Genomic DNA, 15,139 nt, shown 5'->3' with positions numbered 1-15,139 from the left:
TCGGTCTATGACGCGACGGGCCGGACTTCGCTCAGGAAGGCGGCAATCAATCGCGCATCGCGCCGATCCTGCAGGCAGTACAGGTATTCGCTCAGCTCCGGCGCGCCGCCTTCGAACGGCAGCACACGCAGATCGGCGTGGCTTGGTACTTCCTGGCGGGCGATGACGCTCACGCCCAGGTTGCGCGTGATGGCCTCGCGGATGGATTCGCGGCTGCCGATCTCCACCGTGGAAGCCGGCGTGACGCCTGCCTGGGCCATCATTGTTTCCATCATGGCGCGGGTGGTCGACCCGACTTCGCGCACCAGCAGCCGGCATTGCGACAGCACGCTCACAGGCACGCTCGTCCGGTCGGCCAGCGCATGGTTGCGATGCACCACCAGCACCAGCGGATCGCGCGCCAGTTCAATGCGCAGAAAGCGCGCGTCGTCCACACGCTGCGACGACGACGCCACGTCCACCCGGTACTCCTGCAGCGCTTCGAGCATCTGCACCGAGTTGCCGGCTTCGATGCTGACGTCGATGCCGGGATGGCTCTTGCAGAAGCGATCCACGATGTCGAGCACGTAATACGGCGCCGTGGCACCGATGCGCAGGTGGCCCGAACCCATGTCGCCGGAGTTGCGCAGGAAGAAGTCGATCTCGGTTTCCTGGCGCACGAGCTGGTCCACCAGCGGCATGAGCCGCACGCCCGCGTCCGACAGCGCCAGCCGGCGCCCGCCGCGGTAGAACAGCTCGACGCCGTAGGCCTCTTCCAGGGCGCGGATCTGCGAAGTCACGGTCGGCTGCGACAGGCCAAGCTGCTTGGCGGCCAGCGTGATGCTGCCCAGGCGGGCGACCATGAAGAACGATTTGAGCTGCGCGACGAGCATCGGCGGGTGACGTATGGAGCGCCTATGCGGCGCTGTGAATGAGCGGGCGGCCCATTCTAGCGGACGGCCCCGCCGCCAAAGTGGCTTCGGGCGCCCTCCTCCGTTTTCTGCTTCTACATCCCGCAGCTACGACTTTTTCAACCTTTTCGACAACGCAAACTTTGCGTACCCCCACATCGGGGGGAATTGAGGGCTGTGAAGCCGTCATTTCCACGGATCGAATCCGCCACTTCGCCTTGAGAATCCGTCCGCGTGTTGCGTCTGGGCGGTCACGAGCCGCGCTCGCGCAGGCATTCGGTATTTGCGGATTTGGAGAGAAGTGGATGGAACGCAGCAGCAACAACGTACGCGGCACTAAACAATGGACCATCGCGATGATGGTGGCAGCAGCAGGCGCCCTGGCCGCATGTGGCGGTGGCGGCGGTGGCGGCGGTTCGGGGGCCACCCCGGCGGCGACGCAAAGCTCATCCGCCAATATCACCGTGGCACCGGCATGCAGCGGGTCGAACTGCGGCGCGCTGGGCAATACCTACGCCGGCTCGGGCGTGGGCGTGTGGCAAGCGACCAATACGGGCGGATCGGCCGGCACGGTGCCGGTGTCGATCGCGGGGCTGACGGGCCAGAGCGTAACGCTCGTCTACACCAACCAGAGTGCGGCGGCGCAGCCGATGCCGTCCGTCTCCCTCTCGGGCCTGGGGCTGCTCAGCACCACCGGCACGCCGATCCCCAAGACTGCCGCCGACGTGGCAGGCAATGACGCGAACGCGGCGTTCGACCGGCAGCTTTCCGATTTCAACATCCATGCGCTGGACGGCTACGCCACCGGCGCCGGCCCGCTCAAGACGCAAGGCGCCTCCAACGATACGGTGCTGCGTCCGCAGTCTGTCGCCAGCGTCGGCACACAGCGCACGTGGAATCACCAGCAGCCGGACGGCAGCGCGACGGTGCGCACGGCCACGCTGCGCCAGCAAGCCACCGCCACCGACGGCCGCATCGTCAACCTGTGGGTGGAAAACACCGAATACGGCTCCAGCAAGATCAGCGACGGCATCATCAACACGCTCATCACCAAGTTTGCTTCGGGCACGCAGTCGGTCTATACGCTGGCCACTTCGCTGGTTGGCCAGCCGTGGGGCAGCTACTCCAGCTCGGCCAGCCTGATCGATCCGAACCAGGCGCTCGACATCGTGGTGCTGAACATCCAGCCCGATGGCCAGGCCTATGGCCGCGTGGGGTACTTCTGGGCGCGCAACAACTTCACCACCAGCTCGCAGCCGCTGTCGAACCAGTCGCTGTCGCTCTACGTGGATTCGGAAACCATCTACCTGGGCGGCACCAACGGGTTGAACACCGTCATCTCGACGCTCGGTCATGAGTTCACGCACATGGCCAACTTCTATCAGCGCGGCGTGCTGCACGGCTCGCAGTACATGTACGGCACGTGGCTGGAAGAAATGACGGCGATGACGATGGAGGATGTGCTCTCCAGCCAGATCGACCCGAGCTTCAACAACGTGCGCGACAGCCGCTTCCCGGCCTGGCTGCAAAGCGCGTACGACTGCTCGCTGACGGCGTTCGATCCGTCGCTGTCGTCGTCGTGCCCCGGGTATCCGATTTCGGGCAGCCTGGGCGGCTTCCTGCTGCGCCAATACGGCATTGCGTACTACACGAATCTGCTGCAAAACTTCTCGTCGACGGATTCGACTGCGGTCCTGAACAACGCCATCCAGGCCGGCGGTGGTGCGGGCCTGGGCGATGCAACGGGCCGCTGGGGCACGGCGGTCGCGCTGCTGCCGGTGCCGGGCAGCCCGTCGGGCTTCGCGTATCCGGCGCGCACGGACAGCGGCTTCTCGATCCCGGCGCTGAATGGCCCGAGCTACAGCAGCCAGCGCACGATGCCGACCTCCGTGCCGGCCACGCTGCAAGGCTTCGGCCAGTTCCCGGTGGCGCGCGGCACGAAGGCCGGCACGTACAGCGAGACGATCACGGTGCCGGCGTATTCCACGGTGTCGATCATCATCCACTGACGGCGCGCAGGCTCTGGGAGCCTGCTCCCCTTTCGGGTTCTGCCGAGCAGCGGAATCCAGCGACGCATCCAAAAGAAAAAGGCGCCGTGGGCATTCAACCCACGGCGCCTTTTTCACATCACACGTCAGCGCGTCAGGAACGACCCGACGCAGCTGCGACAACGCATTTACATCTGCACGGTGTCGGCGACTTCCTTGAAGTCTTCGATCTGGTCGAAGTTCATGTACTGGTAGATCTTGTCGCCGTTGGCGGTGAGCACGCCCATGTCGGCCATGTACTCTTCCTTGGTCGGGATCTTGCCCAGACGCGAGCAGATCGCCGCCAGTTCCGCCGAGCCCAGATACACGTTCGTGTTCTTGCCCAGACGGTTCGGGAAGTTACGCGTGGACGTCGACATGACCGTCGCGCCTTCGCGCACCTGTGCCTGGTTGCCCATGCACAGCGAGCAGCCCGGCATTTCGGTGCGTGCACCCGCCGTGCCGAACACGCCGTAGTGGCCTTCTTCGGTCAGCTGCTTCTGGTCCATCTTGGTCGGCGGCGCCACCCACAGCTTGACCGGGATGTCGCGCTTGCCTTCGAGCAGCTTCGACGCGGCACGGAAGTGACCGATGTTGGTCATGCACGAGCCGATGAACACTTCGTCGATGGTCGCGCCGGCCACGTCGGACAGCGTCTTCACGTCGTCCGGGTCGTTCGGGCAGGCCACGATCGGCTCGTGGATGTCGGCCAGGTCGATCTCGATGACGGCAGCGTATTCAGCGTCGGCATCCGGTTGCAGCAGTTGCGGATCAGCCAACCATGCTTCCATCGCCTTGATGCGGCGCTGCAGGCTGCGGGCGTCCTGGTAGCCCTGCGCGATCATCCACTTGAGCAGCGTGATGTTGCTGTTCAGGTATTCGATGATCGGTTCCTTGTTCAGGTGCACCGTGCAACCGGCGGCCGAACGCTCGGCAGAGGCATCCGACAGTTCGAACGCTTGCTCGACCTTCAGGTCAGGCAGGCCTTCGATTTCGAGAATGCGGCCCGAGAAGATGTTCTTCTTGCCCTGCTTGGCAACCGTCAGCATGCCTTGCTTGATCGCGTACAGCGGAATCGCGTTGACGAGGTCACGCAGCGTGACGCCCGGCTGCATCTTGCCCTTGAAGCGGACCAGCACCGATTCCGGCATGTCCAGCGGCATCGTGCCGGTGGCGGCCGCGAAGGCGACCAGGCCCGAGCCTGCGGGGAAGCTGATGCCGATCGGGAAGCGCGTGTGCGAATCGCCGCCGGTGCCGACGGTGTCGGGCAGCAGCATGCGGTTCAGCCACGAGTGGATCACGCCGTCGCCCGGGCGCAGCGCAATGCCGCCACGGGTGCTGATGAAGTTCGGCAGCGTCTGGTGCGTCTTCACGTCCACCGGCTTCGGATACGCGGCGGTGTGGCAGAACGACTGCATCACGAGGTCGGCCGAGAAGCCGAGGCACGCCAGGTCCTTCAGTTCGTCGCGGGTCATCGGGCCCGTGGTGTCCTGCGAGCCGACCGAGGTCATCTTCGGTTCGCAGTACGTGCCCGGACGGATGCCCTGGCCTTCCGGCAGACCGCACGCGCGACCAACCATCTTCTGCGCCAGCGAGAAGCCCTTGCCGCTGTCGGCCGGCTGGTGCGGCAGGCGGAACAGCGTCGACGGTGCGAGGCCCAGCGCTTCACGCGCCTTGGCGGTCAGGCCGCGGCCGATGATCAGCGGAATGCGGCCGCCGGCGCGCACTTCGTCGAACAGCACGTCGGACTTGACCTGGAATTCGGCGATGACCTTGCCGTCCTTCAGCGCCTTGCCTTCGTACGGGCGCAGCTCGACCACGTCGCCCATTTCCATCTGCGACACGTCGAGTTCGATCGGCAACGCGCCGGCATCTTCCATCGTGTTGTAGAAGATCGGGGCAATCTTGCCACCGAGGCACACGCCGCCAAAACGCTTGTTCGGAACGAACGGGATGTCTTCACCCGTGAACCACAGCACCGAGTTGGTGGCCGACTTGCGCGAGGAGCCGGTGCCGACCACGTCGCCCACGTACGCGACCAGGTGGCCTTTTTCCTTCAGCGATTCGATGAACTTGACCGGGCCGCGCTTGCCGTCTTCTTCCGGCGTGATGCCCGGGCGTGCGTTCTTCAGCATCGCCAGCGCGTGCATCGGGATGTCCGGGCGGGTGGTGGCGTCCGGTGCCGGCGACAGGTCGTCGGTGTTGGTTTCGCCCGTGACCTTGAACACGGTGATGGTCAGGCTTTCCGGCACTTCCGGACGGCTCGTGAACCATTCGGCGTCGGCCCAGCTTTGCAGCACGGCGCGCGCGTTCGCGTTGCCCTTGTCGGCGAGTTCCTTCACGTCATGGAACTGGTCGAACATCAGCAGCGTCTTCTTCAGCGCTTCAGCGGCCGTCGCGCCGACGTCGGCGTCGGACAGCAGTTCGATCAGCGGCTGGATGTTGTAGCCGCCGAGCATCGTGCCGAGCAGCTCGGTGGCGTGGGCACGCGAAATCAGCGCGCAGGCGGTCTCGCCCTTGGCCACGGCGGCCAGGAAGCCGGCCTTCACGCGAGCGGCTTCATCCACGCCTGCGGGCACGCGATGGGTGATCAGGTCGACCAGCGTCTGTTCTTCGCCAGCGGGCGGATTGGTCAGCAGTTCGACCAGTTCGGCGGTCTGTTGAGCCGTCAGCGGCAACGGGGGAATACCGAGCGCGGCGCGAGCGGCCACGTGAGCGCGATAGTTTTCAAGCATGGAAGACCTGCTGAGATGACGTTACAGGGGAATCTTTTCGGGCACCCCGAGGCTGTTCCGGGCGCCGCTTGGGCGCGATTCTAATCGCAATACCCTTCACGGTCAAATGTCTTATATCTTATATAAGAGTCAGGCTTCCGAACCGGCCCTCCCCGGCTTGCCGCTCCGCAGGCGCCAATGGGTCTAACATGCCGTTTTACTCGCGAGGGCCTTGCCGATGACTACGTTGGCCAACCGTCCCAACACTGCGCTGCTGGTGATCGATCTCCAGAACGACGTCGTCGCTGGCGCGTATCAACGTGATGAAATACTCGCCGCCGTCAGCACACTCATCATGCGGGCGCGCAGTGCCCGCGTCCCGGTCGTCTGGGTTCGCCACGCCGATGAATCGCTGAAGGCTGGAAGCCAAGCGTGGCAGATCGTTGCTGAACTGAAACCGGCGCCTGAAGAGATCATTGTCGAAAAATGCTATCGCGACGCCTTCGAGGACACCAACCTGGAGCAGGTGTTATCGAGCCTCGGCGTTGGCAAACTCATCGTGACAGGCGCCCAGACGGACATGTGCATTCGGTCTACGCTGCATGGCGCCTTGGTGCGCGGCTATGACGCGACGCTCGTCAGCGATGCGCATACGACAGAGGATCAGACTCGCAACGGTGCACCCCCACCGGATGCTGTAATACGACACACCAACTTTTACTGGGCCAACCAGAAGGCGCCCGGCCGTTCGGGCGGGATCGTCAAGAGTGGCGATGTCGATTTTGCGCTTTAGCCCCGCCCAGTAAAGAACGCGCACGGCACGAGCCGCGCAAGAGTTGGAGGTGCCTCGTTGTCGTGAGGGCGTGCGAAATATGTGCGAACGCGAGGCGGCACAAGGTCGAGATCAATGCACAGAAACCGGGCGCTCCAGCCAACGCGATGCATCGCCAACGTGCATGGTGCATCGCTTGCGAGCACCGTCCTAGCGTCGTTGCACGGCTGGCGCCGTCTCGGGCCGTCTCCTTTCACTGGTATGGGAATTGCAAGTTGCGAGCACCGAATCCGGAAACAGGAGCGCGCGCATGAACACCCCTCGGCAGCATCCTTTTGCCATGGTGGAGCAGTTTGTCCGCTATGTCGGATTCGGCAGCGGTGCGACGCTGGCGCACTACGCCAGCCTGTTCGCGCTCGTGCATGCCGGTGTGCCCGCCTGGCGCGCTTCGGTCATCAGTAACGCGCTCGGTGCAGGGCTCTACTACGTGATCAGCCGGCGCGCGGTTTTTCAGACCAGCCGCGGCCACGCGAACGCCATGACGCGCTTCGCCGTGGTGGCAGTCATGGCCGTCGGATGCAATGCCGCCATCATGGCAGTCGCACTGCGGTTAGGGCTGTACTACTTGGTTGCCCAGATGTGTGCTTCCGCCCTGTCTGCTACGCTCGCCTTCCTGGCGCACCGGTACTGGACTTTCCGCGATGACGTGGTGCTCAGCACGCTGCCTTCCTCACCGATTTCGGCGCTCAGCGACCCTCTCGAGCACTTTGAAGCTCTGTCACTATGATTCGGGCGATGCTGCCGAGCGTTGCTCGTTACGTTATTGGATGACGATGAAAAGCGTCTGCATTCAATGCAGCCCCTTGGCGGGACGCAATCCATAGCCGTCATCAGCGGGTCCGGCATGTAGACCCTCGTCGCCGGTCGTCCGCACGACCGGTGAGGCTCCCATCGCGGGCCGGGTTGGCGGCGGTACGGGAGGCGGGGGCAGAAGCGCAGTTTGTCGACGCTGCGTCAAAACACGCTTTCAAGCACTCGCCCGTTACAGCGCCTCCCCTTCAGCCAGCATGCCCACCGCGCGCAGGTCCTTGTCGAGGCCGCCCCGTCGCAGGCCGCCCTGATGGATCTCTGCGATGCGCGCCGTTTCGGCGTCGAGCTTCTTCTGCGCAAGTTCGACGATGCGCGGGACATCCGCACGCGGAATCACGACGACGCCATCAGCATCGCCGACCACGAGATCGCCGGGATTGACCGCTGCGCCGCCGGCGGAAATCGGATGGTTGACGCGACCGGCCACGCTTTTCGTGGGGCCGCACGGGTTCAGACCGGCCGAGAAAATCGGATAGTCGCCGTTGGCGAGTTCGTGCGAATCGCGCACGGCGGCGTCGATCACGATGCCTGCGATACCGCTGACCTTCGCTTGCGTCGCCATGATCTCGCCGAGCAGCGCGCAGGTCATGTCGCCCTTGCCGTCCACGACGATAACGTCGCCCGGCATGGCGATGGCCAACGCGGCATGAATCGCCAGGTTGTCACCGGGACGGACCTCCACCGTAACCGCCGACCCCGCCACCTTCATCTTGGACGACAGCGGCTTCACGCGGCCGTGACTTCGCAGCCGCTTCAACGAGATGAGGCGGTACGCGGTCGATGTCGCGGATGATCGGTTGATTCGTGTCGGCTTGCATGGCTTGGCCCCTTTTCATTAGTTTTACTCTGTACACCAATGGTGTATCTAACGAAACAACTCTATCGCGGTGAGGCGGCGCCATGCCAGTAGCGTTAACCCGTTGTACTTTGCAAACTGTTGTTTTATTGGGTACAACGCGCTGCAGCACGCATTGAGCGGCAGTGGTGCGCATCACTGAGAGCCCTCATCACTACAAACGTCGGAAAAAGCGGGGCCTTGTGGCGGTGCCACACCCGAAGGAAGACCTGCCAATCGGAACAGTCCGAAGCATTCAGAAAGCCACCGGTCCGAAGTGAAGCCGGCGGTTTTTCGCAGAGGTACCAAACCGGTCGCGTGACAGCCTAGGAAGAAGAGCCATGCACTCCCCAATCGCGATTCACAAAGACGAGGGGCGATACCGTCGATGAAGCCATCCGCAACACGCGGGAGGCCATCGCGGGTCATCTGCAGACACTGGCAGCGCTCGGCGAAGACGTAGACGTAACCTGCTCGACCATTGAAGACCTGACCAAGCAAGACGAGTACGCGGGTGCCATCTGGGCGTTCGTTGAAATCGACGACGAGGAGCTTGACCGCACCCCGGAGCGCATCAACGTGTCACTCCCCCGCTTCGTGCTCAGAAAGCTGAATCGGTTTGCCGAGAAACGGCATGAAACACGCAGCGGGCTTCTGGCTCGCGCGGCCATGGAGCTGATGGCGCATGGGCAGGACTGGTTGGCCTGTTGGTCGCCCTTTTTGCATCCCAACGTTGAGCCGCCGACAACTACGCCTCACCGATGTGATCATTCCGATGCTGAGTCGCAACCCGCCTTGTCGAACAGAGCCGCTTGCCCGCACACCGACGAGAACAAAAGATAGCTGGAATGCCCGATACCATGGGCTCGGTAAACTCTGTGCGTTGTACGAGGATCAAGTAGGTGCACGTAGGCGTCAAAGGCTTGTCCACGAGCATAGCGCGTTGCCCCTTGTGCCTCTGCCGCGCATGACCGATCCTGCCCATCCCCGTCTAGGGCGTTGTCTGCGGTGCCAAGAAGATAGATGACGTCGCGTTGAAGGTAACGAGCCTTCAATTCGTCGACCGAACGGGCCCGTGACGAGTAATTGGGGACACCAGCTTGCAGACCGTAGGTCCAGTGATTGAATGTTGGACAGGAGGGCGAGTCGAAGGGCGCAAAATTGCCGTTGGAGTCGGGGCGCTCGTCCGTCAGGTATAGGTAGGTCGCGGGATTTGCGACTACATATCGGATATGAACCTGAGCACCCCGCACATCAGCTTCGCCTCTTCCCAGCACTGCATAGCGCTGAACAAACTGTCCGCCTGCGGAATGCCCAGCCAGTACGATGGTTTTGAGATTGGGAAAGATAGAGCGATTCGCCAACCGGTGGAGAATCTCGTCCACAACTTCAAATGCGCTTGTGGCCGCAGCGTCCTTTGACGGTTTCCCGACTTTCCAGTCGTCTTCGCCCCACCTGAGAATGTTGCTAGGTAAGTTATGCGCGACAACATCTCCTGCCGTCAGAAACTGCGGGGTAACTATGAGCGTGGTGCGTGCCACGGTTCCCGCCTCTTCTGCCGCGTGCTCGCCTGAACGAAGATCACGCCTCGGCCACCCGTGAATCACAATGACTGCACGGGTAACATCCTCTTGCGGCTTCGTCCAGTCGCGCGACACAGCGATCGGTACTTCAAACTCGCCTAATTGCGTCTCGATACCCAGCCGCCCCTTTTGTACTACCGGCACGGGCGTATGAACAAGTTCCCGCTCGGGCATTTTCGTGACGCCTGAAGCGAGCGAACTGGACCGTAGATCGTGTGCCTCCACCGATCCGCCCAGTGCAGCTATTGCAACTGACAAGACGATTTGATTGCGTAGTGACCGGTACATGCGGCATTTCTCATTCAAACGTGATCGGACTGCACGGTGCAAAGCGGGCGAAAAACACGCTTCGAGACGCTGTGGAAGCTATAGCTGCGCCGTTCACTTGCACACCGGCAGGAAGTGCTAACGCATCATTGCCTTTCTGGTGATTCACGATCCAGAAGGCAAACGCAGAAACGCCTATGCAGGCTGAAGCTAGACGCCGCATATTCAAGTAAAGAGGACGGCTGCCTCGATGCCAGCCGCAACGCGCCGGCATTAGCGACCGCCTGCCATTAAAGGATCAGGACCAATGCCCGAGGCGTTTTGCGCGGCCTCGGTCAGCCACATCAATCGTTCCATTTTTGATTGCCCCATGCGCTTCGAGGTCAAGCGGGAATCCACAAGACTTACCACCACAAGGTCTAGCGATGGCACAACGACGGCGTACTGGCCAAGATAGCCATCGGCCCAAAACGTGGGACGCAGCAATATCGCCGTAGAAGACCGTCGACCACTTGCCGGCACACTCGTCCACCACATATATCCGTAACCGCCGGTGGCCGTGTTGGAGTATGAGCGCGTCGACTCCGCCACCCATTCGCTCGGAATGATCTGCTTGTCCCGCCACTTGCCATTGCGTAGATAGAGCAATGCAAAACGCGCAAGGTCGCGCGCGCTCATGTCCAGCGGATACGCCGGATACTTCGTTACCGCACCGTCCCGTATGTAGCGGCCATCTGACGGCGAATAGTCCTGCATACCGATCGGCCCAGCGATCTCCTGCTGCAGGGCGTTGAAGATGCTCTGCCCTGTGGCGTTTTCGTAGAGCGCGCCGACTGTATTGAAATCCCAGTTGTTGTAGTACCAGAACGTGCCGGGCAGGTGGCTATACCGCTCAGGCTTGTGGGCTAGCATCCCTGGCGTTTCATACACAGTCGGGTGATAGACACCGGACCGTGCCTCCAGCAGCATGCGCACCGTTGCCTGCCTTTCTGTGGCAGAAAGCGCGGGCGCGTTGTCGTCAACGCCAAGCTGCTCCAGCGTGTCGTCCAAATGGATCTGACCGCGTTCCACCGAGATTCCAATCAGCGCACTCATCAGGCTCTTTCGCGCCGAATGAAGGTTGGATTTTCTTGTGACATCACCCCACTCTGCCAGGACGACTCCGTCGTGAACGATCATGCCGGACGTCGATCCTTCCTGCTTTGCGTACGCGACGGCACGATCGATGCCTTCCTGCGAAAAACCGTGTGAGGTCGGTTCAGCGTGTGTCCAGCCCTGTGCGGGAAAGGTGGGCTGACGCTCGCCGTCGACCTGGGCGACGACGGGACCCAGTTGCCACGCATGCGCGCCGCATGTGAGCGCACATGCGCCGATCACCATAAGCCGGAGTGCGATCTGCGCCGTGCGAGTTTCACGATGACACGTCATATTGGGGAGCTCCCGCAGTCGTTGTGGAAGTACTGGAGGTAGGGCGCGTTCAACACTCTAAGGTTCCAGGCGCACGGAAACTGCGGTTGCCGTAGCGACCTCGTGCATCTGTGTGCGAAAACGTGCGAAGCGCTTTGCCGTTGACCACACCACAACAGCCAAATGTGACGACAAATTACAGCGGTGAGCCTGGTAGCTCGCGGCGGCCCTTGTCTTCGAGGAAAGCAGCATCGGGCAGCGCCTACTGACCGTCGCGTATCTCCACCATTGCTTCAATTTCGACGGCAAAGCCCTTGGGCAATGACTTGACCCCCACAGCAGACCGAGTGTGCTGGCCTCGTGCGCCGAACACTTCCACCAGCAGATCAGAACAGCCGTTAATGACTTCGGTGTGCTCGGTAAAGTCATCCACCGCATTGACCATCCCCAGCACTTTGACGACCTGCTCCACACGATCCAGGCTGCCCAGTGCATCCTTCATCAACGCGAGGAGATAGATGCCGATTTCCCGGGCGTGCGCAGTTGCCTCCTCGGTGCTGACTTCCCTACCAACTTTGGGCACTGCTTGCCCCGGTTGCAACTGCCTGCGCGGTGCTCCTTTCCCCGACAGATACAGGTAGTTGCCACGGATCATGTAAGGAAGGAAAGTCCCGGGTGACGGGAGAACGGGTGGAAGAACGATGCCCAATTCACGTAGTTTGGAGTCCATGATGTCGATGTTTGTGGATGTGGAATTTTCGAGTACCTCGAGTACTGACGCCCGTTACGACGGTTCCTGTTGAATCATCATTCGATGCCCATCCAGCGCCCCTACAAGAGCTCGCGCATGCCAGCTTCGTCTGCCACCGCCGCAGAGAATTAGACAGCGACCGTTCCGCAGAAGACCGCTTCGACGGGACCCGTCAAGAAAACGCTACCGACCCCATCCCAGTGGACTTTGACGGGGCCACCGTCGCATTGCACTTCGACGGTGTCATCCAAAAGGCCACGTCGGATCCCACCGACAACCGCTCCACACGAACAGGAACCGGATCCGAGCGGGATACCGCCTCCGCGCTCCCAGATGCGCAAGCGAATGTGACTGCGGTCTACAACTTCGACGAAGTGCACATTCGTTTTGTTGCCGAAGAGCGGATGGTTTTCGATCTTGGGGCCGATTGTCGCTACGTCGACGGATGCCAGCTCTTCCACGAAGAACGTGCAATGCGGATTGCCCATGCTGCACGCAGTAGGACTGCCCGGCAGAGACAACGCGTTCGTGTCAACCTCCTCGGTGAGAGGAATATCTTGCCAATGGAGCAGCGGCCTCCCCATATCAACCGATACACATTGCTCCGACTCCCGGGTGCAGGTCAGTAAGCCCCGATTGGTTCTCAACACGATCGTGGATGAATTCGCTTCGCGCATGAGCATGTCCGCAACGCCGCGGGTGGCGCTTCCACAGGTATCGAGCACGGAGCCGTTTGGATTCCAGAACCGCAGGCGCGCCGCTGCGTCGTCACAGTCCAATATGACAGCAAGCTGGTTAAACCCGATGCCTCGATTTCGATCCCCGAGCCGACGGGCGACCTCGCTCGTTATCAGGTCGATCTTGCCGCGCATGTCGATGACGACGAAATCATCGCCATGTGCATGCATCTTTACGAAATGGGCATTCATAATCTTGGTATGTTGGACAAGTCAAGCGGCCGCCGCCGACTACGGACGCTCGCGCCAAGGGGCGACGTTTCCTGGTCGTTCGAATGTGGGAATGGGACGGTGACTCTTATGGCGCCCACATGTACCTCACGACCGAGCAGCGCGACGGCCGTTTGCACGACACAGTGCTGAAGAGTCGCTTTCAGGTAACCCGACGAAAACCCTGCTGGGTCACACCTCCGACGAAACGGCCGCCCTCTATGCAAACTCACGCGGCCTGAACCCTGTCAGAGTTCAGATTGATGCTGCATAATTTTGAACGAATTTTGAACAGGTTTTGAACACCCCGCGTAGTTATGCCATATGTAGTCACCGAATCCTGCATCCAATGCAAATACACCGACTGCGTCGCCGTCTGCCCCATGGACTGCTTCCACGCCGGTCCCAATTTCCTAGTCATCGACCCGGATGAATGCATCGATTGCTCGATCTGCGTGCCGGAATGCCCGGTGGGCGCCATCTATCCGGCAGCCGAGGTGCCGGCCGATCAGCGGGACTTCATCGCGCTGAATGCACAGCTCTCGCGCCGCGCCGACTGGCCCCGCCTGACCAAGGTGCAACCGCCGCTGCCCGATCATGCGCACTGGGCGCAGGTGAAGGACAAGCGCGATGCATTGGTCGTTGCTCCCGATTGATTCGACGTTGACCTCACACAGAACACCTCTCCATGACTGACCGCATCCTGCTCAGCATCGACGCCGGCGTGGCTGAAGTCCGGCTCAACCGCCCCGAGAAAATGAACGCCATCGACCCGGCCATGTTCGAAGCGCTCGTCACCGTCGGGGAACGCCTGATGAGCGAGCAGGATCTGCGTGCCGTGGTGTTGTCAGGCGAGGGTCGTGCCTTCTGCGCGGGGTTGGACATGGGCAGCATGGCGAGCCTGGGCAGCAGCGATGCAGGTTCCGACATCAGCGCTGGCCGTCTTGCCAAGCGCACGCATGGCGTGGCCAATCTGCCGCAGTACGCCTGCACGGTGTGGCGTGATCTGCCGGTGCCGGTGTTGGCTGCGGTGCATGGTGTCGCGTACGGCGGCGGCTTGCAAATCGCGCTGGGCGCCGATGTACGGTACGTGACCGCCGACACACGCCTCTCGATCATGGAAATCAAATGGGGCCTGGTGCCCGACATGGGCGGCATGGCGCTGATGCGCGGTCTGGTCCGTCCGGATCGGCTGCGCGAGCTGATCTACAGCGGCCGCATCGTCCACGGCGAAGAAGCCTGCGCCCTGGGGTTGGCGACGCACGTGGTGGACGATCCGCGCGCGGCGGCGCTGGCGGCGGCGCGCGACATTGCCCAGAAGAGTCCCGACGCCATCCGCGCGGGCAAGCGCTTGATGCGCGTTGCGGAAGACGGCGACACCGCTGCCATTCTGCTGGCCGAGTCGGTCGAGCAGGACCGGCTGATCGGCACGGCCAATCAGCGCGAGGCGGTGCTGGCCGGCATGCAGAATCGCGCACCGGTTTTTCAGCCGGCCGCGAAGTCTGAATAGAAATGAGAAATAGCCTGACGCTGGCAGCTCAGGCGGTGGCGTGCTTGACGCCCATGGCGGCGCGCATGGCGTGCGAGCGGCTGACCACCTCGTCACGCAGCTTCGCGCGCAAACCCAATGCAAACGCCGTCTCGGCCACGAGGAAGAGCGGGCCGATCACCAGACCGGCGAGGTCATCGACAAACGCCGGCTTGCGCCCCTCGTAATAGTGGCCGACGAACTGGATGATCCAGCCGATCACGAACAGGCCGATGCCCACTGACAACCAGGCCGCCGTCGAATGCGCGGCGACATGGTTTCCCACCCAAACGCAGGCGGCAATCAACGCGAACATCACCACGCCGAACATCGCGTCCAAGCGCAGGTAGAACAGCGTCGTCAGTGCCAGCACGATCAGCGCGGGTGTCACGGGCACGCCAGACAGGTCTGCCAGCACAGGCCGCGAAAGCAACACCGCAACCGCCAGCACGATCGCCGGGATGCCGACAAAGTGCGTGGCGATATTACGGCCGTCCTGGTGGTAGGCAGCGTAGTTGGAAAGATAGTCAGACAGGTTGCGCATGGGG

Annotated in this window: 13 protein-coding genes and 2 pseudogenes; 7 read left to right on the top strand and 8 right to left on the bottom strand. The window is 62.1% G+C overall.

Going from position 1 to position 15,139, the window contains the following annotated elements; all coding sequences use genetic code 11:
• Positions 1 to 5: 5 nt before the first annotated feature.
• Positions 6 to 872: a LysR family transcriptional regulator gene (locus R2676_RS23670; protein WP_206274352.1), complete on the bottom strand. Its 867-nt coding sequence runs from the start codon at positions 870 to 872 to the stop codon at positions 6 to 8.
• A 323-nt stretch (positions 873 to 1,195) separates the two neighbouring features.
• On the opposite strand from R2676_RS23670, the gene R2676_RS23665 reads away from it, so the two are divergent.
• Positions 1,196 to 2,899 (top strand): M30 family zinc metallopeptidase, encoded by a 1,704-nt coding sequence (locus R2676_RS23665; protein ID WP_206274351.1) that lies wholly within the window; start codon positions 1,196 to 1,198, stop codon positions 2,897 to 2,899.
• 167 nt (positions 2,900 to 3,066) lie between these two features.
• On the opposite strand, the gene acnB is transcribed toward R2676_RS23665, so the two are convergent.
• Positions 3,067 to 5,652, bottom strand: coding sequence for a bifunctional aconitate hydratase 2/2-methylisocitrate dehydratase (gene acnB, locus R2676_RS23660; protein ID WP_102067722.1), 2,586 nt, complete (start codon positions 5,650 to 5,652; stop codon positions 3,067 to 3,069).
• A 217-nt stretch (positions 5,653 to 5,869) separates the two neighbouring features.
• On the opposite strand from acnB, the gene R2676_RS23655 reads away from it, so the two are divergent.
• Entirely contained in the window at positions 5,870 to 6,424 is a 555-nt protein-coding gene (locus tag R2676_RS23655; protein ID WP_206274350.1) for an isochorismatase family protein, read from the top strand.
• A gap of 289 nt (positions 6,425 to 6,713) precedes the next feature.
• The gene (locus R2676_RS23650) at positions 6,714 to 7,190 is read left to right on the top strand and encodes a GtrA family protein (RefSeq protein WP_206274349.1); all 477 of its coding nucleotides are present in this window, start codon (positions 6,714 to 6,716) and stop codon (positions 7,188 to 7,190) included.
• A 255-nt stretch (positions 7,191 to 7,445) separates the two neighbouring features.
• On the opposite strand, the pseudogene R2676_RS23645 reads toward R2676_RS23650, so the two are convergent.
• Positions 7,446 to 8,091, bottom strand: a pseudogene (locus R2676_RS23645) (RraA family protein).
• Between the two features lie 163 nt (positions 8,092 to 8,254).
• Here R2676_RS23645 and R2676_RS23640 point away from each other — a divergent pair.
• Together R2676_RS23640 and R2676_RS23635 are read left to right on the top strand one after the other, a co-directional pair.
• Positions 8,255 to 8,389, top strand: a complete 135-nt coding sequence (locus tag R2676_RS23640) for a type II toxin-antitoxin system HicA family toxin (protein ID WP_206274348.1) — start codon at positions 8,255 to 8,257, stop codon at positions 8,387 to 8,389.
• Positions 8,390 to 8,492: 103 nt separating this feature from the next.
• Positions 8,493 to 8,951 (top strand): annotated as a pseudogene (locus R2676_RS23635) (type II toxin-antitoxin system HicB family antitoxin); the annotation flags it as partial.
• Here the strand turns inward: R2676_RS23635 and R2676_RS23630 are convergent.
• The 4 genes from R2676_RS23630 to dapF all read right to left on the bottom strand — a co-directional run bounded on the left by R2676_RS23630 (position 8,876) and on the right by dapF (position 13,045).
• Entirely contained in the window at positions 8,876 to 9,865 is a 990-nt protein-coding gene (locus R2676_RS23630; RefSeq protein ID WP_206274347.1) for an alpha/beta hydrolase, read from the bottom strand. The pseudogene R2676_RS23635 and the gene R2676_RS23630 sit on opposite strands and share 76 nt — an antisense overlap.
• Before the next feature lie 366 nt (positions 9,866 to 10,231).
• Entirely contained in the window at positions 10,232 to 11,386 is a 1,155-nt protein-coding gene (locus R2676_RS23625; RefSeq protein ID WP_206274346.1) for a serine hydrolase domain-containing protein, read from the bottom strand.
• Between the two features lie 241 nt (positions 11,387 to 11,627).
• On the bottom strand, positions 11,628 to 12,095 hold the full coding sequence (locus tag R2676_RS23620) for a RidA family protein (RefSeq protein ID WP_206274345.1): 468 nt from the start codon (positions 12,093 to 12,095) through the stop codon (positions 11,628 to 11,630).
• Positions 12,096 to 12,244: 149 nt separating this feature from the next.
• Entirely contained in the window at positions 12,245 to 13,045 is an 801-nt protein-coding gene (dapF, locus tag R2676_RS23615) for a diaminopimelate epimerase (RefSeq protein WP_206274344.1), read from the bottom strand.
• Positions 13,046 to 13,380: 335 nt separating this feature from the next.
• Here dapF and fdxA point away from each other — a divergent pair, with 335 nt between their 5' ends.
• Both fdxA and R2676_RS23605 read left to right on the top strand, forming a co-directional pair.
• Positions 13,381 to 13,719: a ferredoxin FdxA gene (fdxA, locus tag R2676_RS23610; RefSeq protein WP_206274343.1), complete on the top strand. Its 339-nt coding sequence runs from the start codon at positions 13,381 to 13,383 to the stop codon at positions 13,717 to 13,719.
• Positions 13,720 to 13,751: 32 nt separating this feature from the next.
• On the top strand, positions 13,752 to 14,573 hold the full coding sequence (locus tag R2676_RS23605) for a crotonase/enoyl-CoA hydratase family protein (RefSeq protein ID WP_206274342.1): 822 nt from the start codon (positions 13,752 to 13,754) through the stop codon (positions 14,571 to 14,573).
• A 28-nt stretch (positions 14,574 to 14,601) separates the two neighbouring features.
• On the opposite strand, the gene R2676_RS23600 is transcribed toward R2676_RS23605, so the two are convergent.
• Positions 14,602 to 15,135, bottom strand: a complete 534-nt coding sequence (locus R2676_RS23600; protein WP_206274341.1) for an Mpo1 family 2-hydroxy fatty acid dioxygenase — start codon at positions 15,133 to 15,135, stop codon at positions 14,602 to 14,604.
• Positions 15,136 to 15,139: the final 4 nt, after the last annotated feature.

Origin of the sequence: Ralstonia flatus, assembly GCF_958439105.1 — a bacterium.
Taxonomy (GTDB): domain Bacteria; phylum Pseudomonadota; class Gammaproteobacteria; order Burkholderiales; family Burkholderiaceae; genus Ralstonia; species Ralstonia flatus.
The sequence above is the reverse complement of the archived record's forward strand: the minus strand, read 5'-3'. Positions and strand labels throughout refer to the sequence as shown.

Coding starts and splice junctions, on each gene's coding strand:
- R2676_RS23655 (WP_206274350.1), top strand. CDS start 5,870: ATGACTACGTTGGCCAACCGTCCCAACACTGCGCTGCTGGTGATCGAT.
- R2676_RS23605 (WP_206274342.1), top strand. CDS start 13,752: ATGACTGACCGCATCCTGCTCAGCATCGACGCCGGCGTGGCTGAAGTC.
- R2676_RS23630 (WP_206274347.1), bottom strand. CDS start 9,865: ATGCCCGAGCGGGAACTTGTTCATACGCCCGTGCCGGTAGTACAAAAG.
- R2676_RS23620 (WP_206274345.1), bottom strand. CDS start 12,095: ATGGACTCCAAACTACGTGAATTGGGCATCGTTCTTCCACCCGTTCTC.
- R2676_RS23670 (WP_206274352.1), bottom strand. CDS start 872: ATGCTCGTCGCGCAGCTCAAATCGTTCTTCATGGTCGCCCGCCTGGGC.
- dapF (WP_206274344.1), bottom strand. CDS start 13,045: ATGAATGCCCATTTCGTAAAGATGCATGCACATGGCGATGATTTCGTC.
- R2676_RS23665 (WP_206274351.1), top strand. CDS start 1,196: ATGGAACGCAGCAGCAACAACGTACGCGGCACTAAACAATGGACCATC.
- R2676_RS23600 (WP_206274341.1), bottom strand. CDS start 15,135: ATGCGCAACCTGTCTGACTATCTTTCCAACTACGCTGCCTACCACCAG.
- fdxA (WP_206274343.1), top strand. CDS start 13,381: ATGCCATATGTAGTCACCGAATCCTGCATCCAATGCAAATACACCGAC.
- acnB (WP_102067722.1), bottom strand. CDS start 5,652: ATGCTTGAAAACTATCGCGCTCACGTGGCCGCTCGCGCCGCGCTCGGT.
- R2676_RS23650 (WP_206274349.1), top strand. CDS start 6,714: ATGAACACCCCTCGGCAGCATCCTTTTGCCATGGTGGAGCAGTTTGTC.
- R2676_RS23625 (WP_206274346.1), bottom strand. CDS start 11,386: ATGACGTGTCATCGTGAAACTCGCACGGCGCAGATCGCACTCCGGCTT.